This is a genomic window from Aliikangiella litoralis (assembly GCF_052495765.1).
Map to the genome: position 1 here is coordinate 446813 of NZ_CP199292.1, position 22959 is coordinate 469771.

At 34.8% G+C, this 22959-nt stretch carries 19 protein-coding genes; 15 read left to right on the forward strand and 4 right to left on the reverse strand.

Annotated features, from left to right (window positions below; translation table 11 throughout):
* Positions 1 to 31: 31 nt before the first annotated feature.
* Positions 32 to 1555 (reverse strand): methyl-accepting chemotaxis protein, encoded by a 1524-nt coding sequence (locus ACT5E3_RS01975; protein WP_444996644.1) that lies wholly within the window; start codon positions 1553 to 1555, stop codon positions 32 to 34.
* 497 nt (positions 1556 to 2052) lie between these two features.
* Here ACT5E3_RS01975 and ACT5E3_RS01980 point away from each other — a divergent pair, with 497 nt between their 5' ends.
* Positions 2053 to 2811, forward strand: coding sequence for a substrate-binding periplasmic protein (locus ACT5E3_RS01980; protein WP_444996645.1), 759 nt, complete (start codon positions 2053 to 2055; stop codon positions 2809 to 2811).
* Between the two features lie 59 nt (positions 2812 to 2870).
* On the forward strand, positions 2871 to 3563 hold the full coding sequence (locus ACT5E3_RS01985; RefSeq protein ID WP_444996646.1) for a serine aminopeptidase domain-containing protein: 693 nt from the start codon (positions 2871 to 2873) through the stop codon (positions 3561 to 3563).
* A gap of 71 nt (positions 3564 to 3634) precedes the next feature.
* Here ACT5E3_RS01985 and ACT5E3_RS01990 read toward each other — a convergent pair whose 3' ends face one another.
* Both ACT5E3_RS01990 and ACT5E3_RS01995 read right to left on the reverse strand, forming a co-directional pair.
* The gene (locus ACT5E3_RS01990) at positions 3635 to 4219 is read right to left on the reverse strand and encodes an imm11 family protein (RefSeq protein WP_444996647.1); all 585 of its coding nucleotides are present in this window, start codon (positions 4217 to 4219) and stop codon (positions 3635 to 3637) included.
* A 2-nt stretch (positions 4220 to 4221) separates the two neighbouring features.
* Positions 4222 to 5313, reverse strand: a complete 1092-nt coding sequence (locus tag ACT5E3_RS01995; RefSeq protein ID WP_444996648.1) for a PAAR-like domain-containing protein — start codon at positions 5311 to 5313, stop codon at positions 4222 to 4224.
* Between the two features lie 250 nt (positions 5314 to 5563).
* On the opposite strand from ACT5E3_RS01995, the gene ACT5E3_RS02000 reads away from it, so the two are divergent.
* From ACT5E3_RS02000 to ACT5E3_RS02040, 9 genes are all read left to right on the forward strand, one after another.
* Complete coding sequence (locus ACT5E3_RS02000) at positions 5564 to 6109, forward strand: RNA polymerase sigma factor (RefSeq protein ID WP_444996649.1); 546 nt, start codon at positions 5564 to 5566, stop codon at positions 6107 to 6109.
* 15 nt (positions 6110 to 6124) lie between these two features.
* A complete protein-coding gene (locus tag ACT5E3_RS02005) occupies positions 6125 to 6496 on the forward strand; it encodes a DUF6768 family protein (RefSeq protein ID WP_444996650.1) in 372 nt (123 codons plus the stop codon).
* Positions 6497 to 6618: 122 nt separating this feature from the next.
* The gene (locus ACT5E3_RS02010) at positions 6619 to 6795 is read left to right on the forward strand and encodes an isocitrate lyase/phosphoenolpyruvate mutase family protein (RefSeq protein WP_444996651.1); all 177 of its coding nucleotides are present in this window, start codon (positions 6619 to 6621) and stop codon (positions 6793 to 6795) included.
* 144 nt (positions 6796 to 6939) lie between these two features.
* Positions 6940 to 8022 (forward strand): bifunctional transcriptional activator/DNA repair enzyme AdaA, encoded by a 1083-nt coding sequence (locus ACT5E3_RS02015; RefSeq protein ID WP_444996652.1) that lies wholly within the window; start codon positions 6940 to 6942, stop codon positions 8020 to 8022.
* A 675-nt stretch (positions 8023 to 8697) separates the two neighbouring features.
* A complete protein-coding gene (locus ACT5E3_RS02020; RefSeq protein ID WP_444996653.1) occupies positions 8698 to 9147 on the forward strand; it encodes a ferritin-like domain-containing protein in 450 nt (149 codons plus the stop codon).
* A gap of 181 nt (positions 9148 to 9328) precedes the next feature.
* Positions 9329 to 9715, forward strand: coding sequence for a RidA family protein (locus tag ACT5E3_RS02025; RefSeq protein ID WP_444996654.1), 387 nt, complete (start codon positions 9329 to 9331; stop codon positions 9713 to 9715).
* Positions 9716 to 9898: 183 nt separating this feature from the next.
* Positions 9899 to 10975: an efflux RND transporter periplasmic adaptor subunit gene (locus tag ACT5E3_RS02030; protein ID WP_444996655.1), complete on the forward strand. Its 1077-nt coding sequence runs from the start codon at positions 9899 to 9901 to the stop codon at positions 10973 to 10975.
* The gene (locus ACT5E3_RS02035) at positions 10972 to 14025 is read left to right on the forward strand and encodes an efflux RND transporter permease subunit (protein WP_444996656.1); all 3054 of its coding nucleotides are present in this window, start codon (positions 10972 to 10974) and stop codon (positions 14023 to 14025) included. The genes ACT5E3_RS02030 and ACT5E3_RS02035 overlap by 4 nt, the downstream gene beginning before the upstream one ends.
* Positions 14026 to 14090: 65 nt before the next feature.
* The gene (locus tag ACT5E3_RS02040) at positions 14091 to 16571 is read left to right on the forward strand and encodes a prolyl oligopeptidase family serine peptidase (RefSeq protein WP_444996657.1); all 2481 of its coding nucleotides are present in this window, start codon (positions 14091 to 14093) and stop codon (positions 16569 to 16571) included.
* Between the two features lie 106 nt (positions 16572 to 16677).
* Here the strand turns inward: ACT5E3_RS02040 and ACT5E3_RS02045 are convergent, their stop codons facing one another.
* On the reverse strand, positions 16678 to 17262 hold the full coding sequence (locus tag ACT5E3_RS02045) for a hypothetical protein (protein WP_444996658.1): 585 nt from the start codon (positions 17260 to 17262) through the stop codon (positions 16678 to 16680).
* 288 nt (positions 17263 to 17550) lie between these two features.
* Here ACT5E3_RS02045 and ACT5E3_RS02050 point away from each other — a divergent pair, with 288 nt between their 5' ends.
* Genes ACT5E3_RS02050 through ACT5E3_RS02065 form a run of 4 tightly spaced genes read left to right on the forward strand, consistent with a single transcriptional unit; the run spans position 17551 to position 22912 of the window.
* Entirely contained in the window at positions 17551 to 20433 is a 2883-nt protein-coding gene (locus ACT5E3_RS02050; protein ID WP_444996659.1) for a DEAD/DEAH box helicase, read from the forward strand.
* Positions 20430 to 21596, forward strand: coding sequence for a hypothetical protein (locus ACT5E3_RS02055; RefSeq protein ID WP_444996660.1), 1167 nt, complete (start codon positions 20430 to 20432; stop codon positions 21594 to 21596). Before ACT5E3_RS02050 ends, ACT5E3_RS02055 begins: the two co-directional genes overlap by 4 nt.
* Before the next feature lie 27 nt (positions 21597 to 21623).
* Entirely contained in the window at positions 21624 to 22130 is a 507-nt protein-coding gene (locus ACT5E3_RS02060; RefSeq protein WP_444996661.1) for an RDD family protein, read from the forward strand.
* 56 nt (positions 22131 to 22186) lie between these two features.
* Positions 22187 to 22912 (forward strand): SIMPL domain-containing protein, encoded by a 726-nt coding sequence (locus tag ACT5E3_RS02065; RefSeq protein ID WP_444996662.1) that lies wholly within the window; start codon positions 22187 to 22189, stop codon positions 22910 to 22912.
* Positions 22913 to 22959: the final 47 nt, after the last annotated feature.

The following is a 22959-nucleotide window of genomic DNA, read 5'->3' on the forward strand; positions in this document are numbered from 1 at the left end:
ATCTCTGATAGTGAGTATTTTAGCTCACTATTTATACTTTAAATTGTGACATGAGTTGTTTAAGCTTAGTTGCTAGCTCGGCTGCATTATCACTTGCTTCAGACATAGTATTTGCCCTACTTGAAGCTTCTTCGCATATTTTTGAAATTTTAATGACACTTTCATTAATTGAATTAATCACATTGGACTGTTCGCCAGTTGAATTAGCTATAACAGTATTAACCTCTTCAATATGATTAACAGAACTTTTTATTCCTTCTATAGCGCTACAGGTATTTTGTACTGCGTCAACGCCAGTTTGTGCATGAGTTAAGCTAGCGGACATTACTTTAACACCTTTGTCGGTTGATTGTCGTAGCTTTTCTATCATTGATTCTATTTCTTGAATAGACTCTTGAGTTCGTTGTGCTAATGTTCTTACCTCATCAGCAACAACTGCAAAGCCTCGCCCTTGTTCGCCTGCTCTAGCGGCTTCTATCGCTGCGTTTAATGCTAACAAATTAGTTTGGTCTGCAATACCTCGAATAACATCTAAGACAGATCCAATACTTTCACTTTCTTTAGCCAGTGTTTCAATAGCTGTGGTGGCATTGTTCACTTCTGTTTTGAGTTGTTGGATAATTGATACCGCTTGTTGGCCAGTATGGTTAATATCTATAACCAGCTGGTTAGCATTGCTGCTAGAGCTCTGTGCTCCTTGAGCATTTTTAACAACCCCGTTAACTGAGGCTGATAGTTCTGTTGTGGCCGTAACGACTAAGTCAATATCATGTTGCTGCTGTAGAGCTCCATCATTATTAAGATCACAGTTTTCCTTTGTTTCTTTAGATGCTTGTAATAAGGCATCCGATGTTTCAAGTACACTTGAAATTGTTGTGTGAAGCTTCTCAATAAAACGATTAATTTCCTCTGCAAGGGCACTTAACTCATTACCGTTGGATGCCTTGAGTCGTTGCGTTAAATCACCTTCCCCGTCAGCAAGTTCATTAACCGCTGAGGTCATATCAATTAATGGCAATATCACAATATTTCTCAATAGAAGCATTACCATGATAATAACAATAATATTTAAGCCAATAATTTGAATAATTTGTCTATTGATAAAGTCTTGAAGAGTTGACTCAATGTTTTGGGTATCAACATAAAGGAAAGCCTTACCTACTTCTTTTTGTTCTCCAGAGTCATCAAATATTAGAGGTGCTTCTTTCACATAAGCATAGCTATTGGGCGGTTTTTGCGTGTCTATTAGTTTTCCATCCGCTTTTTCTTTTGAGGTAAATATCTCAGTATCATTCTTAATGATAATTGCTTTGACAAAATCTGCTTGGGCTTCAGATTCTACATTTCTAACTAAAAACTCTATTTCATAATTCCAAATGACTGGTGGTGAGCTTATTTGAAGGCGTTTTAGGCTACGATCGACTTGTTTTTCTAAACTTTGATATAGTTGAATTTTGGTTGAATGATAATTGTAAAAGGAGAATGCACAAAGCAAAAGAGTGACTACTACTATTATCAAGAGATTTAATTTAAAGCTAATGCTTCGAAAATTCATTAATACAGGCCATTGTTATGTGCTATATCTAAAATACAGTAAGGCACTACACATCAGTTCCTTAAACATTAACTTACGTGAATATCAAGGTTTTGAGTGAAGTCTATTAATTGAAATAACAACCATTCATACTAAACATAGTAAATCGTATATCACTTAGCAAATTTGCGATTAATTCTCGGAGTATTCAAGTTTTATTTAAATATACGTGTTTTCAGTAAAATGCGGTATATCATTAAGCGATTTTTAAATTGAGAACATCGGCTAGGCTAATTCTTTTTCTAACAAAAGCCAGCAAGTTGAGATTTATCACCTATATTTATTGTTAGGATGTGTTGAGTTTTTGTAGTTTGCCACTGTTTAGTTAAAAGTCATCATTTTTTCTTACTAAATAAACACTGTTTTACACACCTTAAGTTAAAGAACGTTAATATAAAAATCCACTGATGTAATAAGGTATGAGGTGAATAATGATGGAGGTAAAAAGTATCTTTTCAATGATTAAATCAATAATTTTAGGCTGTATTATCCTGAGTTTTCAGTTTGTTAACGCCGCCGAGCTTAATCGTTTGCAGTTTTTAACTGAAAGCTATCCTCCATACAACTTTAAAGATGGAGGGAAATTACAAGGAATAGGCGTAGACTTACTAATAGCCGCTTCCAATAAAGTCAATTCTCCCATTCAATTAAATATGATAAAGCTGCAACCTTGGGCAAGAGCTTATCGGGCAACATTAAAAGAAAATAATAATGTCCTTTTTTCAACGACAAAAACGGCAGAAAGAGAGCCTCTTTTTAAGTGGGTTGGTCCAATTTCTGATACTAGAATTGTTGCTTTAGCTAAAAAAAGTAGTGGTATTAAAATCAGTAGTAGTGCAGATCTTAAAAATCATTCGGTGATGGCCATTAGAGACGATGTTGGTGAGCAATTATTAAAAGCGGCCGGAGTACCTAAAAAAAATATTAAGTTAGGGACTAATGCTGACTCTATCGTTAAACGGTTACAAGCAGACAGAGTGAAAATATGGGTTTATGAAGAAAATGTTGCTCGCTGGTTTTTGAAGAAGAACGGTTTGAACAGTGCTGATTTTGAAGTGGTTCACGTATTAACCGAAAGTCAGGTTTATTATGCCCTTAGTAAAAATATTGATGATAAGTTAGTTCAAGTATTACAAAGCGGTATTGATCAAGTTAAAACTGAGAAAACAGCTAACGGCAAAACAGAGTATGAGAATATTTTGTCAAAATATAATTAAAGCACTTGAGATATTTTAGTATGATAGGAGTAGTTTAACTATCATACTAGAGGGTGTTTGTGGGGAAAAATTTATCGAAAATAGAGCTCGTTCTTCTACCCGGGTTAGATGGCACTGGAGAGCTGTTTAAGCCCTTTCTGGAAAAAATGTCTGGTATACAGATCACTCAAATCAAGTACCCTTTAAATAAAAAGTTAACTATGCAGCAATTAATTAAGTATGTTAGGAGCCAAATGCCTGAAGGCCCCTGCATTTTATTAGCTGAGTCGTTTTCTGGGACTATTGGATATCAACTTGCCTTAGATAGTTCCCTTCAAATTCAAAAAGTTATCTTTGTTGCTTCATTTATTAGCAACCCCAATAAGAAGTTACTGCTTTTTACACGGGTTTTGCCAATTGAATGGTTATTTCGGCTTCAATTACCTCATTGTTTAATTAATTATTTTTGTTTCAATAATAGGGCCAGCCCAGCAATGCTTGCCTTATTTAGACAAGCCATTTTATCTGTTGATAGCAAGGTACTGGCACAAAGGGTGCGTATATTAGCTACACTTAAACCTCCAACCAAGCCTCTCAATAAACCATGCTTAATTATTACCGCTATCAATGATCGACTTTTATCAAATTTTGCTAAACAACAATTGATAGAATATTGTACTGATAAAAAACTCATTCTAATGCAAGGACCTCATTTTATTTTGCAAACTCAAGCTGAAGATTGTGCAACTCAAATTACTCATTATTTATTTTGATACTTTTTCTCTATCAATAACGTAGTATTCATCAATTAGCATCATTATTTTCCTTTTTACAGTATTCATGCTTAATCGAAAGTAATATCGCTATTCCACTCAGAAGCTTTAAAAAAGCGGACCCCTTTAGGGTTAACAGATAACATAGCGTCTTTGACTGTTTGGTGGACCAAAATGACAGAATGTTTTTCTCCAAGTTCAAAAGTCAAACGTTTTTCTAATTCAATATGAGCAAGCACAGATTCATCAAGTACAAGCTCTTCGATGTCCCAAATACTCCCATCAACCTCATCAATATCTAACTCTGAGTTTTTCTTATCCAAACAAGCAATACGGTTCCAAATATGCCAAAAACAGTAGTGTTGAATTTCTGCGTAAGGATCTTTAGGATTTCGCACTCTGGCAGGAACATATTGGACACCATAGATATTCAGTGGGGCCAATGCGTCATATAACAGTTTTGAAATAACGGGTTTGGGTAATTCATGATAATCCAACCACTCTGGGTTCGCAGGAATTGGTTCTCCTAACCGAAGTTTAACGGGCTCAGTATATTTAACTGGTTTACCCATTCCAAATTCACCACTTTTTTCATCCCACGAAAAGAGACAAGAATCCTTGCTACTCTCAATTACATAGTATTCATCAATCAACATTATTACTTTCCTATTTCTAAGGGTTGAGATTTTTGTGATATCGTTGTTGTTTTATTTTTTTGAGTTAAGCTGTGTTTTCTATCATGAGGGCAGGGTTGTTGGGGTTTGTTAGTTATACTAGTAACACCTGCACAACCTTGTCCGCCTGATTTATAATCTCGACCATCGGCAGTAATTGTCCATTTAAATTTATCAATTTTCTTTAAGATACGAAGGCTAAATCGATCTAATTTGTCAACTAATGCCTTAGGGGTATCACAATATTTTCCAGATTTTATATCTTCCTTGATATCGTCAAGTTCTTTTTTTATTTTTTTAGGGTAAGGCATTCCGTCAGCAGTCCCTTGAGAGTGACCACCACGATGCAAAGGTGCATGAAGCTGACAAGCCAACTCTATAAAGTAAGGTAACATCACGCCATTATTTTCATGATCGATATTATACCCAAAAAGCGGTGCAAAAATCGGCCAGTCATCATCATCCATTGCTTCAGAGCATATCAAGTGATGTGCTTGTAACGACCATGCGCCAGTGTACCAATCATGGTCTTTTTTCTTTTTACCTTTAAAAATATTCTTTTCTAATCTAGGGCCAGAGCCCACACTATTACCTTTTTTCTTGGCGAACTTATGCTGCGTTTTTCCGCAATACTCGCATTTTAACTCTTCTACTTCAATTGTACTTGGTGTAGTGGAAGTTCCCACTGTCATACCGATAGTATTTTTTGCATTGTGGGTTGTCATATCAGCATGACGAACCACATTCTGACCTTCAAATTTCACATCAAAGGAGTAGCTGATAAATTCGGTTTTATCACCGACCTTACTAGATATGAGTCCTTTCATCGAACCTGCCTGGTCACCTTTGCTGGTTGCAAAGTTAGATTTTTTGAGTGCTGATGGTTGACTATTAACTTTCACTGATTTACTTCCTTTTTTTAAATCAGAAGAACGGCTAAAGTTGGGATAGGGCAGGGGAACAATCGCAGAACCAACAGAGGTTTTGCAAACATCTGGTGCAGAGAAAACTGCTTTGTCACCACTTCCTTTATGGATAATATTGCGATTATTCGCAAAAACATCATGTTTTGCCACTGATAATCTCTTTCCTATAGCAATATATTGAGTGCTGTTTATTTGAATAATTTTATCATGGTTACAAAATAAGAGAAAAGCTCTTATATGAGATAAATATTTTGAATAGTTATATTGTGAACTGTATATTGTTTTTCAAGCTGAAGATTGTGGAACTCAAATTATTAATTATTTATCTTGATACTTTTTGCTTCGTGAACCTTTTATTTTTTTCTTACGTCTTATAGTAAAGTAAATATAGGAAAGCTCAATGCAACAGGCTGAAGAAGATTTAATTGTAATGTCCGCCCAACATGGAAGTCATAAAGCATTTAATCAACTCGTTAATTATTATCAGAAACCATTGTTGCGGTTTGCCTATAAAATAAGTGGAGATAAAGAGCTGGCTAGCGATGCGGTTCAAGAAGGGTGGATTAAAGTAGCAGGAAATATACGTCAACTAAATGATCCAAGAGCTTTTAAAAGTTGGCTTTATCGTACCGTGCGCTGGCGAGTATTAGATATATTACGTAAGCAAAAAAAACTTAATGAAGAAAGTACGGAGTTATTAGATGCTTCTCAAGCAGGAGTAGATTGCCCAATAAGTCATCAAACAATAGAAAGTCTACCAGATAGTTGGGATGTATTGCGAGTTGCTATTAGTAATCTGCCTGCTATAGAAAAACAAATAATTCATTTGTTTTATCTGGATGAGATGAAACTAATAGAAATATCAACAGTATTAGAAATACCGGTGGGAACCGTTAAATCTCGATTAAATCGAGCAAGACGATTGTTAAAACAAAAGTTTGAATGAAACTGGAGAGAGATAATGAATATTGATGAAAAAATTAAACAAGAGTTAGAAACAGAACAGAGAGAATTTGATGATATTATCGGCGAAAAACAAGGGCTTTGGGATTTGGCTTTTTCGCCGTTAAAAGGCGGGCTAAGAGGCTGGTTTATTGCTGTTAATATTATTACATTAGTGGTTACCGGTTTTATGTTTTGGACGGGATATGAGTTTTTTATTGCAAAACAAATTAATAATCAGATTTTTTGGGGGGTTTGTTTTTTAATGACGCTAAATGCTCAAATAGCTCTTAAGCAATGGGTTTGGATGGAGATGAATCGTGGTTCTCTAATGCGTGAAGTAAAACGTGTTGAAGTTGCTATTGCTAAGTTAGGAGAGCAATTAAAATAAATGGTTATTTGGGTAACAAAATTAGTGAATTAACTTTCAGCAAAAAATACTAGTCCACTTTTCGGTTGTTGTCTAAGCTGGCTTTATAGTACTTTGTCTCCTCTTAAATTGTGAAACAAAGTATGAACTTTACAGCGTTATACTACCAGGGTGAATTATTGTTTATTTGTGATGTATGGGATGTTGCTGATGCTAAAAAAACTGTAGAAGTCGGTTTTAAAGTGATTGCTATCTCAAGCGTTACAATAGCAAATTCATTAGATTATCATGATGTTGAAAATATTAGCTTTCGGAATTAGGTTACTTGGTTAAACGTATAGTGTTATATACACAAATTCCAATGTCTGTTGGTTTAGAGTCTGGTTATCTCCGAGATCTCAATAAGGGATGGAATATGTTAAAAATAGTTTTAATTAATCAACCTATTAAAAGAATCTTTTAATATGTTAATTACACAACAAAAGACAATAAATGATTATTACCAAGCATTATTAGATAGAAACTCTAATTATGTTGGGATTTTTTACGTATGTGTCAAAACAACTTCTGTTTTTTGTATAGCTACTTGCCGTGCAAGGAAACCTAAACTAAAAAATGTTGTCTTTTATACAACTTTCAAAGAAGCTTTAGACTCTGGGTATCGACCCTGTAAGGTTTGCAAGCCAACAGAAAATGCTAATGAGGCGCCTAAACAAGTCATTAAAGCAATAGAATTATTTAAGAAAAGACCTAAAGAAAAGCTCTCCGACTTTCAGCTTAAAGAAAATGAAATAAGTCCAGAGTTGGTAAGACGCTGGTTTAAAAAAAACTATGGTATGACTTTTCAGGCTTTTCAACGCATGTATCGGATCAATAGTGCATTTAATGAGCTTAAAAGTGGAAAGAAAACAACAGACATTGCTTTTGATTCTGGGTATGAATCTCTTAGTGGCTTTGGTTATATGTATAAAAAATTTATTGGAAAGTCTCCTAAAAATAGTTTGTATAATAATGTGATTTTGATTAGCCGATTAACTACGCCTCTTGGTCCTATGTTTGTATGTGCCACTGAAGATGGTATTTGTTTGTTAGAGTTTGTTGACAGGAAAATGCTAGAAACTGAATTTAAGCAATTGCAGAAATTACTAGAGGCAAAAATCATTGCCGGAGAAAATGAACATACGCTTCAAGCGCAGCAAGAAATAACAGAATATTTTAACGGTCAAAGAAAGTATTTTAATGTAACTCTATGTACACCCGGTACAGACTTTCAAAATTCAGTTTGGTCATGTTTGAAAGAAATACCATATGGAGAAACAAGAACCTATCAACAACAAGCGATTAAACTCAGAAAACCAAAGGCTATTAGAGCTGTTGCATCTGCAAATGGTTTCAACAGAATTGCTATCGTTATTCCTTGCCATCGAGTTATCGGTAAGAATGGACATTTGACGGGATATGGAGGAGGTCTTGAAAGAAAAAAGTGGCTGCTTGAACATGAAACAAAGAACTTAAATACCAATCTAGTTAACCTCAGCTCTGGATAAGAAAAATCATCAGAGCGTCTATTTTGGCGGCTTTCAGTGTTAAGCGCCTTTGCAATACTCGCTATTGCGGCAGTCACTTGCCTTGATATCCACAAAAATAGCCACACTGAGCTCAAGTGGAAACAGCAATTCAATTTAATTGGGTTTTAAGTCATTGAAAATAAAAATGATTCTATTAATTATTTTTAATTTCCTTATCCAGAGTTGAGGTTAGTGAAATAGATATTAAAATTCACACATGATTTTTAATCAGAAAAAAATACAATATATCAGTAAAAAATTCACATCTCATCTTTTTTATATTTATTAATTTATAGTCAATATACACCGATTGATTTAAATTAATCGGTCTGTTTTATAGAGGGGAAAGCCTGAACTATAAGGGGTAGATACTTATAGCTAAATCACTATCAATTGTCACAATAAAAGCCGTTATTTTTGCCGCTCTTTTCGTTGTCTGACTTGTCCATAGAGCGGCTATGAATTGCGCCAGACGCCTTAATAGTGACAAAAACCCCTGACTTTTCTCTATGCCAATTGATAGTGATTTAGCTATAGGATTGGCTGTAGATATATCGTTAAAAGTTATACCTTTAATGTTGGCATATAAACTGCTTTATCTTAACTGAGTAAAATATAAGCTGCTTTTTATTTTTTTAGTAACCAAAGGAGATTATGATGAGTAATAAAGACGATATTCAGTTATTAAAAGATTTATCGCTAATATGTATCGATGGGAAGCGATTTTATTGTGACTCCGTTGATAAAGTTGAAAGCCCAACTCTGTCTGCTATTTTCTCAGATATGGCTAGAGTGAGAGAGGGTTTTTTGATAGATATCAACGAAATAATATTATCGCTTGGTGGGGAGCCTACTGATAAAAATGGTACTATATCTGGAGCATTTCATCAAAAATATACAGACATAAAAGCGATGCTTGTGCCTGATAATGAGTATACCTATATTTCCCAATTAGAAGAGCTAGAAGATAGAACCTTAGAAAAATTTCGTGAGGCTTTAGCTAATGCAAAAAATCCAGTAGTAAAAAATTTTATTGGTATCGCATTAATTAAATTTAATAAAACACACGATGAAATGAAAAGCTTACAACTTGTGACTGAGTAAATCACTCTTTAATGCTGGCGTCTGATTTTTAGGCGCTAGCATATCACCTTTATCTTTAATCTTTCTACGTCTTATTCTTCTATATTTGCTGAGCTTTTAAAGTATCTAAAATAATTTGATAGTGATACTATTCTGGTCAATTTTATTGTGTTGGTTAAACTAATAGAAAGGCACTAGTCGCATGAAGCATCGGTTGATTTCTAGTGGCTCAGAGTTCGAGTCAAAAATTGGATACTCAAGAGCTGTTTTAGATGGTAATTATGTTTTTGTTTCTGGAACAACTGGTTTTGACTATGACTCAATGTCAATATCAGAAAATGTAATCGAGCAAGCTGAGCAGTGTTTTAAAAATATTGAAAAAGCCTTACAAGATGCAGGTACAAGTCTAGCAAATGTTGTGAGGGTGCATTATATATTTCCTGATAAAAATGACTTTGAGCCCTGTTGGCCTGTTTTTAAAAAATACCTAAATACAGCCAAACCTGCTGCAACGATGTTTGTTGCTGGGTTGTTGGATGAAAAGATGAAGCTTGAAGTAGAGGTCACAGCCAGGCTGGATATTATATAAAAGTTTAAATATGTTTGTTAAAAAACAACATTTGTAACAAATATCTACTTTAAGGTTTTTCTCAAAACCTTCTAAATATGCCAGAATTACTGTTAGTATACATTTATCTTAGTTAGTAACTAAACTGTAGCTAATATTCGGTTCAATTAATCAAACCTTCTTATTAATCAATTTGGGTGAACAATGATAAAAATAAAGCTAATCAAAGTGATATTTACTGGTTTAGTTGCTTGTTTTCATTTATTGGTTAATGGTCAGGGGTTTCCTACCCCGCCTGTTAATGTTGTTAACGCTGAAACTAAACTTTTGGCTCCTGTAGCTTGGGTGTCAGGTACTGTTGTTAGTCGGAATAACTCTCAGATTGCTTCGGAAGTTTCAGGACGTTTGAAAATGTTGGCTGAATTAGGGGCTGACGTAAGTAAAGGTGAAGTGATTGCTCAAATTGATGACCAGACATTATTGATACAAAAAAGAGAAGATATTGCAAGCGTGCAGAATGCTAAGTCGAGGCTTGAGTTTTTAGAATCTGAGGTTAAACGTAAAACCTCATTAGCAAAGCGTAATTTATCTGCTATTACCGATTTAGATGAGACTGTTTCACAACGAGATGTGGCTTTGGGGGATTTAACTGGTGCTGAAGCAAGACTTGCGAAAACAGTACAACAATTAGAGTTTACTCAATTAAAAGCGCCTTTTGATGGGTTAGTGGCACAGCGTTTGAGTAATCAGGGGGAATATGTCAGCAATGGCACTCCGATTATTCGTCTTGTAGAGATGGATAATCTTGAGGCATCTGTTTTTGCTCCTTTAACAACCTATCGATTTTTGAAACAAACAGACTCTTTAGCCGTAAGCTCTGAACTAGGGAAAGGCATAGCCAAAATAAAAACTCTTATTCCCGTTGCAGAAAGTCGTTCACATTTAATGGAGATCAGGTTGGATATGTCTACATTTGACTGGCCTGTTGGTTTAAATATTAAAGTCGCTGTGGCAAATGGTGACAAAAAAGAAGCGCTTGCGGTGCCTAGAGATGCATTAGTTTTACGAAGAGAAGGCACTAGTGTTTTTCGTATTAATGGTGAGAGTAAAGCTGAGCAGGTGCCAGTTTCTGTTGGTGTCGGTGTCGGTGAGTTCGTTGAAATTATTGGAGATATTAAGCCTGGAGATAAAATTGTGATTCGTGGCGCAGAGCGTTTAAGAAATGGCCAGGCTGTTCAAATAAAACAAAGTAACCAATCGCTGATTTCGGGTAAACAATGACTTTAACATCTGCTGCATTAAAAAATCCGACTGCGGTCGTTGTCGCGATATTATTAGTCGCTCTATTCGGTGCAATTAGCTTGTCCAAGCTACCAGTACAATTAACTCCAGATATCAGTCAACCAATGATAACTATTTCTACCAGCTGGCGTGGTGCAGCACCAGAAGAAATGGAAGCAGAAATTGTTGAAAGGCAAGAGGATGTATTAAAAGGGTTACAGGGGCTGACAGAGTTACAATCTAGTTCTAGTCAAGGTAATGGCAATATCACATTGCGTTACAAGACTGGTATCAATCTTGAGCGAGCATTGATTGATGTAATGAATGCTTTAAATCAGGTTCCTAATTATCCACCTGATGCTACCGAGCCGGTAATTGCCGTTGGCGGAAATAGCACTTTTACAGCTATTGCTTGGTTTGCAGTAAAACCACTCGAAGGTAATGAGCGGGATATTGCTAGTTATCAAGATTATGTTGAAGAAGTGATTCAGACCCGCATGGAAAGAGTGGGGGGGATTTCGCAAACTAATGCCTTTGGTGGTTTACAAAGTGAGTTAAGGATTACTTTCAACCCCTATAAAGCTGCTTCATTGGGGCTCAATATACCTCAACTTGCTTCTACTCTTGCTGGTAATAGTGATGTTTCTGGCGGCTTTAATGAGATTGGTCGACGTAAATATACCCTACGCTTTTCTGGCAAATATGGCGTCGAACAGTTACAAGAGATGGTTTTAGATTGGCGAGATGGACGTCCTGTTTTACTTCGAGATGTTGCTGATGTTGAATTAACTTTACAAGATCGCGTTGGGATTTTAACGCTAGATGGTGAGCCTGCTATTGCAATGAACGCTCAGGCCGAGCAAGGGGTTAATGTTATTCAAGTGATGGAAGGACTTCAATTAGCAATGAAAGAGCTGAATGAGGGGCCTTTAAAAAGAGCCGGTTTGAAAATGATTCAGATGTATGATGAAACTATCTACATCGGGCGATCAATGAGTCTAGTCAAAAATAATTTGTTTGTGGGAATTTTACTAGCAATTAGTGTACTTTGGTGGTTCTTACGTAAGTTTCGAGCTACTTTAATTGTTGCTGCGGCAATTCCTATATCCATCGTTTTAACATTAGTTGTACTGTACGCATCGGGTAGGACGCTCAATATTATTTCAATGGCCGGCTTGGCTTTTGCCGTTGGTATGGTATTAGATGCTGCGATTGTTGTACTGGAAAATATTGTACGGCTCAGAGAAAAAGGTGAGCAACCTCATGATGCTTCTCTTAAAGGAGCGTCTCAAGTTTGGGGGGCATTGCTTGCTTCCACAGCAACGACCGTTGCAATCTTTTTACCTATTGCATTTTTAGAAGAGGTTTCTGGGCAACTATTTGCTGATTTAGCCATTACTATTGCTGTGGCAATTGTTGCATCTCTATTAATTGCTATTACGGTTTTGCCTACAGCAGCGAGAAAAATATTAGATAAAGTATCAGATGAAGATCCACATGAACATTGGTGGAATAATATTACGAATAAAATAATGAAAATTACCAGCTCTCCTGCAAAACGTTATACCTGGATTTTTGGATTAATGTTTATTTCTATTTTTGGTAGTTGGTTACTATTCCCTAAGGTTGATTATTTACCAAAAGGGAATCAAAATTCATTTAGAGCATTTATTTTGCCCCCTCCAGGGCAAAGTTATCCGGCAGCTCGATTTGAAATGAGCGATGAAATTAATCGCCGGTTAATGCCTTACTTAAAGGGTGAAAAAGAACCAAAAATCGATCATACCTGGATGGGCTTTTTTGGTAACTTTGGTTTTATGGGAGGGCGAGCAGAAGAGTCTGATGACATTCAAAAAATAGTTCAAGTAGTTAATACGGTATTATTAGCGGGTTTTCCTGATACTATGGCCTTTGCTTCTCAAGCTGAATTATTTGAAAATTTGGGAGGAGGACGTCGGATAGATATTGATATTCAAGGGAATCAAGTTGATGAGTTATTACAGGCTGCAAGAGTTGGGTATGGTGTCGTTAGCCAAATATTGCCTGGAGCTCAAATACAGCCATCACCTGGTTTAACACTTGCTGAGCCAGAGTTAAGGTTAGTTCCTAAAGAACGGCGTATGGCAGAAGCTGGTTGGACGCGTCAAGAGGTTGCATCAATATCTAGAGCGTTAGGTACTGGTTTATATGTAGGTGACTATTTTAATGGACAAAAAAGACTGAATGTTTTTCTTCGCTCCATTGACTGGGAATCACCTGAAGAATTAGCGTCAATTCCTTTGTTTACACCGGAGGCTGGAATACAGCCAGTTGGTGAACTGGTTGAAATTATTCGAACTGCTGGACCTAGCTCTATTCAGCGTGTTGATCGAAAACGTACTATAACCTTACAAGTTACACCGCCCGATGATTTAAGTCTGGAAGAAGTGATTAGCCTGATTAAAGAGAAAGCTGAACCAGCGATATTATCGCAACTTACTGATAATGGAAGTGTGGCTTACCGTGGAAGTGCAGAAGCTCTAACAGAAGCGTTAACCAATATGAGCCAAAGTTTTATATTAGCACTTGCTATTCTTTATTTATTAATGTCAGCTTTGTTTCGATCTTTTAAAGATAGTTTACTTGTCGTATTAACTATTCCATTGGCAACAATTGGTGGTATTGGTGTTTTACAATTAACTAACTATTTTATTTTTCAGCCTCTTGATTTATTAACCATGATAGGATTTGTTATTTTACTTGGTTTGGTTGTTAACAATGCTATTTTATTGGTTTATCAAACAAGAATAGGAGAAGCCGAAGGGTTGTCTCGTCATGATGCTGTAGAGCAAGCGGTTAGGCTAAGGCTAAGACCTATTCTAATGAGTACTTTAACCAGTATTTGTGGCATGTTACCTTTGTTATTAATACCAGGGGCCGGGGCAGAATTATATCGTGGTATTGCTGCTGTGATTGTTGGTGGCATGAGTGTGAGCACCGTATTTACATTAATCTTTTTACCTAGTTTGCTGCAAATAGGTAAACGTTCTGAGCAATTAGAAAATATATAGGCTGTGTTAATCTGAAATAACCGCAATATATTTTTATTCAAATTAAACCTGTTTTGGAAGATAGAATGAAAAAAAGTTTGAGAATGCTATTGGCATCTTCTTTATTGATCAGTTCATTGACTGGCTTTGCTAAACCGATATCAAAAGATAATTTACAGATAATGTCATTAACGGATGCTCATTCTTTTATTGGCATTTCGCAAAGTGATTTTAATCAGGCTATTACACAAAATCTGATTAACGCTATTTCTCATTCATTAGATCATAAAGAAAATTTTAACCTTTTCGGACAAAAGCAACTTTGGAAATCAAGTAAAAAACTACAAGTTAATGAAGCTGGTACTTATATTCTTAGGCTAGGAATGAGTACCGAACGTTTTGTTGAGGGGAAATTAAAAATTGAGGGTATTGAAAAAATTTCAGTATTTGTTAATGGAAAAAAAATAAGCGGCACAAATAGTTTTGATATTACCTTGCTTAATGGTGATCACCGTCTATTGATTGTTGCAGAGAAAATAGCTGACTGGAGTAAAGTTGTTCTTGATTGGTCAAATAAAGGTGAGCAAAAAATTGAAAAAAATTATGTTCAATTTAACGATGATTCAAATAAAGCTAGATTAAGTCCAGAGAAAATGTTTGATAGTGAAACGGTTAATAATTTGCAAATATCTCCTGATGGAAAAGTGATGTTAATAAGCAAACAACACTACTCAGATGTAACTAAAAATACTGCACAAACATTAGTTGAACTTGTTGAACCTAATAGTATGAAAGTGGTTTATCGTTGGCAAGGAATACAACCTTATTTGACCAGTTGGAGTAATAATAATAAATATCTTGCGTACTCTCATAGTAATAATATTTATTTGCTCAATCGAAGTAACTTAAATATTACAAAAGTAGCAAGTGATTTAAAAGGCGTTCGGGGTATTCAATGGTTTAATGATAGAACACTTATTTTGTCTTGGCATAAACCTGAAGAGAAGCCTCATCAATTTACCAAACGATACAGAGGGTTAGAAGATCGTTGGAGTTATTGGAGAGGTCAAACACAGATCTATTTATTAGATATTAAAAGTGGGTTTATTAAACAAGTTACTCAAAATACATTGGGAAGTACTTTATTAGATTTTGACAGTGACAAACAGAAAATTCTTTTATCTAGAAGTCCTATTGATTATAAAGAACCTGCTCATGGTATTACCCATGTTTTTGAATTAAATTTAAAAAAGAACAAAGAAAAATTATTGGGTAAGTTCCGTACTTTTAATACTGCAAAATATACTAAAGATGGTGTTGTTTTTACTGCTGGTCCTGGTTTAAAAAATAATATCGGTTCGATTTTAGAAAAAGAGCAAAGTCCAAATAATTATGATAGTCAGCTTTATTTAATGAAAAGTAATGGTGATATAAAAGCTTTGTCTAAATCATTCAAGCCTGCAATAGGAGAATTTCGGGTCTTAAAAAATGATAGTCTTATTTTATCTGTAACCGATGGTGATAAGCGTCAGTTATACCATTTTTACAAAAATAAATTTAAACGAATTAAAACTGCTGTTGAGGTGGTAGAAACATTTTCGGTTTCTAAGGAAAGTAAAGCGCAACTAATTTACACTGGAACTAATGCGGTTAGTCCGCAAAAGACTTATTTAACTCAAGTGGGGCGTTCCAAACAAAAACTATTGATTGATACCGCTAAAGCGAGCTACTCAAATATCCGTTTTGGTGAGTTTAATGATTGGGATTATACAACCCAAAAAGGCCATCAGATTGATGGTCGTTATTACTTACCTGCCAATTTTGAGCCGAATAAAAAGTATCCCGCAATTATTTATTATTATGGTGGTACAGCACCTGTGAGCAGAGCATTTACCGGGCGCTGGCCGTTTAGTTTATGGGCGGCTCAAGGTTATGTTGTTTATGTTCTACAGCCATCAGGGACTATTGGTTATGGACAAAAATATTCAGCCAAACATGTCAATGCCTGGGGGCTTGAAACTGCAGATGATATTATTGAAAGTACTCAAGCTTTTGTAAAAGCTCATCCGTTTGTTGATGCAGATAAATTAGGTAATATGGGAGCATCATATGGTGGTTTTATGACGATGTATTTAGCCACTAAAACAGATATATTTAGTGCTTCTATTTCACACGCTGGTATTAGTAACCTCACTTCTTATTGGGGGCATGGTTGGTGGGGATATGGTTACTCTGGTGTAGCGACTAATGGTAATTTCCCGTGGAATAATAGTGAATTTTATACCCAACAAAGCCCTGTTTTTCATGCAGATAAAGTGAAAACACCATTATTACTATTGCATGGTGATGCAGATACTAATGTTCCGGTTGGTGAAAGTCATCAAATGTATACGGCGCTTAAATTGCTTAATAAAGAGGTTGAATTAATAGAATTTCAAGGAGACGATCATCATATCAATAGTCGAGATCATCGATTACGTTGGTGGAACACCATTTTATCTTATTTTGATAAACAATTAAAAAATCAACCTGAATGGTGGGAGTCTTTGTATCCTGAAAAGAAATAAACTGGTTAAGAGCTGGGGATTTCCTCAGCTCTTATTGATTAATCTGGTGTGAAGTGGGTTAATTCGTTGGTTACGAGCCTATCATATAAAAAGCCAGTAGTTAGAGTTATTCAATACCATAGATAATTGCGAATAAACCTAAACCTGTTAATAGCCAAATAATAATGCCAATTGTTATCCATAAAAAATTAGCGATAGTATAGTTTTCATTAGAACTACCTGTCGGATCTTCACAAGCAATATTCGCAACCTGCTGAGCTTTATATAGTAACCATGTTGTAATTGGTAACGTTAATAAGGGTAATATTTCAGTTATTGGCGAGCCTACTTCTCTAAATGAAAGTTGATTACAGATGTTATCTATAATGGTAATAATAACGTAAGCTGTAGCTAGACTACCAGGATTCCAGGAGACTTTAGTTTTTTGTTCTTTACATGTTTGATTAAAAAGTTCAAATAATGAGTGGGTAAAAAATATTGCAAAAATTCCACGCATAACTGGCCACATATTTTCATTATTTTTATTTTTAAATTGACTCCAATGTTTATAAAACCAATAAATTGAATAAGCCCCTAAGGTTGAAATGTAAAGGATTAAAAACTTTTTGGCTGATACAACATAAAATTGGTTATCGCCCGTTGAATTGATAGAGATCTCTGATGATGGAGCTTGATAGATATTATCATTCATAGTATTAACTTATCTCCTTAGTAGACTGGTTGTTCTTTATTCTTGTATGTAAAATAACCAGTTTGTTAGTAAAAGTCCATAATTTTAAATTATACATTACTTCTTTCTGAATTGCCGTTATCCCTTTTTGACAGAGGGATAAGAATAAATTCGCATCGTAATATTGTGAGTGTTTGGTTAAGCTTTGATATCCCTTGGGAGTTAGTTCGGTTAGAATAGCAGACTTTTCAAACAAGTCGTTTATCCATTTAGATAACATCAATCGGTATACTTAAGATATAGTTGATAATGAGTTTTTTAGCACAATTAAGACAGCAACAACCAGAAGTTCATGAAGGATTAAAGCTATGTTACCTTATAGAAACTATTGGTATATCTGATTTTATTTGTATACGCTTGTTTTTGGCAGAGTTAAAACTAGAGCAACTAATTGAAATAATTAAACCTTACAAGTTGCAAATATCTCATCTATTACACCCCCCTACATTCATCAGCCAAAAAGATTGTGAACTATTACAGCTATTTGTTGCTAATGATAATTGGCAACAAGGTAAAAATAATGAGTTAGTAGGAAAAATAGGTGACGATTGTTTGAAAAAAATGATAGACACTAATCGATGTTATTGGAAATGCAAAGGTCAGGCGTGGAAAAAAATCTCTATGAAAAGTAGGGTGTCTGTTCAGCCTACATGGCAAGTTTCTATTAATGGTCGTTATCAACTAAAATGGCAGGCAGAGTTAGATATAGGAAGAGTTTTATTACTTAAATATAATAACGAAAAAATAATATTTTTACATGAAAGCAGCAATTCAATTTCATTGACTAAAAAAGACTTAACCAAGGATGCTTATGAAAAAATAAAGCAAATAAAATCAGATATACCAATTGAAGAGATTGAAAATTTTCTTTTACAAAATGAACAGCAATGGCGCCAGCTTAAATTACCACTGCCTAAAATGCTTGCTGAATACTCAGAAGCATCACAGATAAACCCTGTTTTATTGCTGGCCAATCATCATGACTCAAAGCATGGTACAGGCGGAAAGCTAGAGTTGTTCTTTCGATATGTTGGAGAGCAATATTGCTTTGTTGTTTCGCCTGAAGAGTGTGAAGAGAAGCATCAATATTGGAATGGAAGACAAGTCTGTTTTTTGAAAAGGAATAAAGTTGAAGAAAATAAATGTTATCAAATGCTTACTTCGATAGTTGATGAGTTTTTATCGTTAAAAGATAAATGTCAATGGTATGCTAAAGAAAAACTGATTTGGTATGATTTTTTTACTGATAGTGTTTCAGCGTTAAAAAATAAAGGGTTCGACTTTAGAATTGAAAGTAACTTTTTATTTCACTATGTAGTTAGTGAGCAGTGGGAAGTCGAAATCTGCAAGAAAGAAAATAATAAAGTTTCTCTTGAACTTTATGCTGAAATAGAAAATAAGAAAATTTCACTCAATAGTTTGTTAAGGCAGCTACAAGTCTTTAATCGAGAGCATGCTGTAGAAGATGCAACGTTAACATTATCGGATGGCCGACTGTTATTGCTACCAGCAGATGGTTTTAATGGGTTAATGAGTGAGCTAGCTGATATCTTTATTAATAATGGCAAGTTTGAATTGTCACCAGGGCAAGTTAGTAGGTTATTTAATATTAAACAACAGCTCCCTGAGTCGACTAACTGGAAAGGTGCCGTAGAATTATTAGATTTGGCTACTAGTCTTTATGAAACACCACAAGTTATCGAAAAAGTATTAAGTGGGGTTAATGCGGAATTAAGGCCTTATCAATGGTTAGGTGTTTGTTGGTTACAACATTTAAAAAAATGCGGTGTGAATGGTTTACTTGCTGATGATATGGGCTTGGGGAAAACCTTACAAACATTGGCGCATTTGAGCTTGGAGAAAACAGAAAACAACTTAATAAAACCAGCCCTTATTGTGGCTCCTACAAGTTTAATCCATAATTGGGCTGCTGAAATTTCTCGTTTTACACCACATCTTAATTATAAAGTTATGCATGGAGAAAAAAGAAAGCATGCCTGGAAAAAATTGAATAGTTATCATGTTATTTTAACTAGTTATCAGCTAATATTAAATGATCTTGAATATTGGAAGGCGCAGTCGTTAAGCTGGATGATATTAGATGAAGCACAACAAATTAAAAATACTAAGACTTTAATTAGTCAAGCGATTAGACAAATTAAAAGTGATTTTAGGCTTTGCCTATCAGGAACACCTGTTGAAAATCATTTAGGAGAATTATGGTCGTTACTAGATTTTTTGATGCCAGATTGTCTTGGGAGTCTTTCTGAGTTTAAACATTATTTTCAGAAGCCTATTGAAGCCGATGCAAATGAAGAAAGAATGGGGCAGTTACAATTAAGAATATCACCTTTTATGCTACGTAGAACTAAAGAACAAGTGGCCAGTGACTTACCTCCAAAAACAGAAATATATCAATCAATTTCGTTGAATGAAGAGCAGTTATCTTTTTATGAAAAACAAAAACAAATTGAATATTGTGAGTTAGAAAAAAATATTCAAGATAATGATAATGCTGGGCAGCGACAAATTTTATTACTAACCGCCTTATTAAAATTAAGGCAAGTTTGTTGTGATCCTGCTTTATTAAAAAGACCAGATATAAAGTCAGCAAAACGAATTCATTGTATTAGTATGGTCAAAGAACTAGTATCAGAGAATAGAAAAATATTAATATTTTCGCAATTTACAAAAATGTTAGACTTATTGGCATCTGATTTAGATGATATAAAAATTTCCTACTTACAACTAACAGGGCAAAGTCGTAACCGACAGCAAATAGTTGATAAATTTCAGCAAGGACAAAGTTCAGTATTTCTGATCAGTTTAAAAGCGGGTGGGGTTGGCTTAAATTTAACTCAAGCTGATACGGTTATTCATTTTGATCCTTGGTGGAATAGCGCGGCGGAGCAGCAAGCGACAGATAGAGCCCACCGAATCGGTCAAGGTAATCCGGTTTTTGTTTATAAATTAATTGCAGAAAATACTATTGAAGAAAAGATAGCACTGTTACAGCAGCGTAAAGCTCAATTAAGCCAACACATTAATAGACAGGCGCAACTGAGTGGAGAGCAGTTTGCTTTAAAGTTAGAAGATTTAATGAATATATGGCAACAGGAAATTAGCAAATGATAGATATTGAAAGTATTGATCGTTATGTCAGTCAACAAGGAAATTTTTGTTTGATTGACTGGTTGATATCAGATAATTTTTTAAAATATTCAGATTATGAAATCTGGCGTTATGGTAAAAATAAAACATTAGACGATAGTGTTTTATTAGATGCTAAATCTTTTTCTCAAATTATTGAAGATAGTGAAAAGCATTGTAAAAATCTAGGTCTAATTGCTGAACCTCAGAGTTTTCATAGTTGGGATCCGCTTTTTTCTGAGCCACTAATTGCTAGCCATCATTCATTAAAAAATAAAAACATGCTACAGCGTTGGATACGGCCTCAGAACCAACCTCAACTCGATCTTTTTATGGATAATAGTGAACATATCGCAGAGCAGGCGGTAATTAATTATTTGGCTGAGAGGCAATTTAAAAAAGCACAGGTTCAACTAAAAAAACTGACTGACTTAAACTCAGAAAATCAATCATTAGGTAATTATCAAGATTTAGTTAATTATGGATTACATATTTTATCAAACCCAACTATTGAACAAAGTGCGCTTAAAGCCGAATATGATGGTTTGAAAAATGAAGTAGTGAAATTAGCAAAAGAAATGCTAAGTAGTGTGGCGAGAGATTATTTAGCGTTTGCCTGGCGGCGCATAGCAAAAAACTTAGCAGAGCAGCCATTTAATAAAAAGCAACCAGAATTACATCAATCGTGCGTATTAATGGAGATCCCTGACTATGCCGCTACGGTAGAGTGCTTACTTAAAGAAAAAGAATTATTGCAAGATATTACTCTGTTAGAGCGCCTTGCTGTTAGTTATGAGGCTATACATGAACAAGAAAAGTCTCTTCTGACTTGGTGTTTTATGATGGAAATTGATAATGAAAATACTGCTTCTAAGATAGAAGCTGGTTGTAGTAAAATCAATTATTTATGGCAAGATTTTTGGGAAGATAATAGCGATTGGAGTGAGCGTTTATTTCCTGCTTATATTTTAATGAGACAACCTAGTCTTATTCATTTTCAGAAAGAGCTCGCTCTGCTTAAAGATCCTATTACTCTAGCGGTAATTGATTTAATTCGTATTAAAATAGCTGGTGAAAATGAAATAGAAGCAAGAAAAGCATTACAACTGCTTAGCCCTGATTTACTGTCTTTCTATTTAAAATAATTGATTATATAGCAAAAGGAATATCTAATGAATGATAATAATAACTTATATTCTCCACCTGAATCTGATGTCAAAGTTTCAAAACAACAAGCCTTAGCAAGCCGTTGGGTTAGGCTAGGTGCATCATTGTTAGATACCTTATTATTGGTTATCATACTATTTCCTATTATGTATTTCTTCGGCTTTTGGGAAAACGCAGCATCTACCGATATATCTATGGTTGATACTGTGTTATACGCATTGCTTGGTATTCTTATTTATTTTATTTTAAATGGGTATTTAATTGCAAAATATGGCCAATCTATTGGTAAAAATTTATTTGGAACTAAAGTAGTGTCAGTAGAAACGGGTGAAATTTTATCGTTAGGTAAATATTTTTCGCTTCGTTACTTGCCATTGACAATTCTTGCAAACATTCCTGTTATTGGACAATCAATTGCATTCGTTGATTCATTATTCATATTTCGCTCAGATAAACGTTGTATTCATGATTTAATTGCAGGTACTAAAGTTGTTAATGTGAGCAAAAATTAATATAAAATAGCTTCAATAAATATTTTCTATTAACGTTATTAATTAAGGAGATAATAATGGAAAAAAATAATCAAGTGGGAATTGTTTTACTAGGCGTATTTTTAGCATGTGGTTTAGCGACTAGCGGATACTTTATTGGCCAGACAATGTTTAATGCTAAGGTGGCTTTAAATACTGCAGAAGCTAAAGGTTTAGCTGAACGAAGAGTGGAAGCTAACCGAGCAAACTGGTCAATTTCTTTTAGCGTTGTAGGACAAACAAAAGAAGAAATCCCCAGTCTTTATGATAAATCTGAGAAGCAGCAAAATATTATCATTGATTTATTAAAGAAGAATGGTTTTGATGATACTGAGATAGAAGTTGGTGTATTAAATTATGAAAATAGAGAGTTCAGGGATGAAAACCAAAAAGTGGTTGATCAAAAACATTATCTAACAGGCTCTATTAATATTGAAACAGAAAAAGTGCGTTTGGTTTCTAGTGTTAGAATTAAAGTTAATAAGTTAATTGCTCAGGGAATTGATGTAAAAAATCATGCGCCAGCATATCGTTTTACACTATTAAATGAAATAAAACCTGACATGCTAAAAGAAGCTACTAAAAATGCACGAATTGCAGCGAATGAGTTTGCTGAAAATGCAGGTGTTAAAGTTGGAGGCATCCGTAGTGCAAGGCAAGGAAGCTTTTATGTTAGAGATGCTGGGCAAGACTATGGTGACACCAAGCGCATAGAAAAAGATGTTAGGGTTGTCACTAATATTACTTTTTACTTAACTGATTAAATATTTAAATGATGAAAGTATAGTAGTTATCTATTGATCATTAAAGG

Excerpts from the sequence above, each read along its gene's own strand:
- ACT5E3_RS01975 (WP_444996644.1), bottom strand. The coding sequence starts at position 1,555 with ATGAATTTTCGAAGCATTAGCTTTAAATTAAATCTCTTGATAATAGTA.
- ACT5E3_RS01980 (WP_444996645.1), top strand. The coding sequence starts at position 2,053 with ATGATTAAATCAATAATTTTAGGCTGTATTATCCTGAGTTTTCAGTTT.
- ACT5E3_RS01990 (WP_444996647.1), bottom strand. The coding sequence starts at position 4,219 with ATGTTGATTGATGAATACTATGTAATTGAGAGTAGCAAGGATTCTTGT.
- ACT5E3_RS02000 (WP_444996649.1), top strand. The coding sequence starts at position 5,564 with ATGCAACAGGCTGAAGAAGATTTAATTGTAATGTCCGCCCAACATGGA.
- ACT5E3_RS02005 (WP_444996650.1), top strand. The coding sequence starts at position 6,125 with ATGAATATTGATGAAAAAATTAAACAAGAGTTAGAAACAGAACAGAGA.
- ACT5E3_RS02010 (WP_444996651.1), top strand. The coding sequence starts at position 6,619 with ATGAACTTTACAGCGTTATACTACCAGGGTGAATTATTGTTTATTTGT.
- ACT5E3_RS02015 (WP_444996652.1), top strand. The coding sequence starts at position 6,940 with ATGTTAATTACACAACAAAAGACAATAAATGATTATTACCAAGCATTA.
- ACT5E3_RS02020 (WP_444996653.1), top strand. The coding sequence starts at position 8,698 with ATGATGAGTAATAAAGACGATATTCAGTTATTAAAAGATTTATCGCTA.
- ACT5E3_RS02025 (WP_444996654.1), top strand. The coding sequence starts at position 9,329 with ATGAAGCATCGGTTGATTTCTAGTGGCTCAGAGTTCGAGTCAAAAATT.
- ACT5E3_RS02030 (WP_444996655.1), top strand. The coding sequence starts at position 9,899 with ATGATAAAAATAAAGCTAATCAAAGTGATATTTACTGGTTTAGTTGCT.
- ACT5E3_RS02035 (WP_444996656.1), top strand. The coding sequence starts at position 10,972 with ATGACTTTAACATCTGCTGCATTAAAAAATCCGACTGCGGTCGTTGTC.
- ACT5E3_RS02040 (WP_444996657.1), top strand. The coding sequence starts at position 14,091 with ATGAAAAAAAGTTTGAGAATGCTATTGGCATCTTCTTTATTGATCAGT.
- ACT5E3_RS02045 (WP_444996658.1), bottom strand. The coding sequence starts at position 17,262 with ATGAATGATAATATCTATCAAGCTCCATCATCAGAGATCTCTATCAAT.
- ACT5E3_RS02050 (WP_444996659.1), top strand. The coding sequence starts at position 17,551 with ATGAGTTTTTTAGCACAATTAAGACAGCAACAACCAGAAGTTCATGAA.
- ACT5E3_RS02055 (WP_444996660.1), top strand. The coding sequence starts at position 20,430 with ATGATAGATATTGAAAGTATTGATCGTTATGTCAGTCAACAAGGAAAT.
- ACT5E3_RS02060 (WP_444996661.1), top strand. The coding sequence starts at position 21,624 with ATGAATGATAATAATAACTTATATTCTCCACCTGAATCTGATGTCAAA.
- ACT5E3_RS02065 (WP_444996662.1), top strand. The coding sequence starts at position 22,187 with ATGGAAAAAAATAATCAAGTGGGAATTGTTTTACTAGGCGTATTTTTA.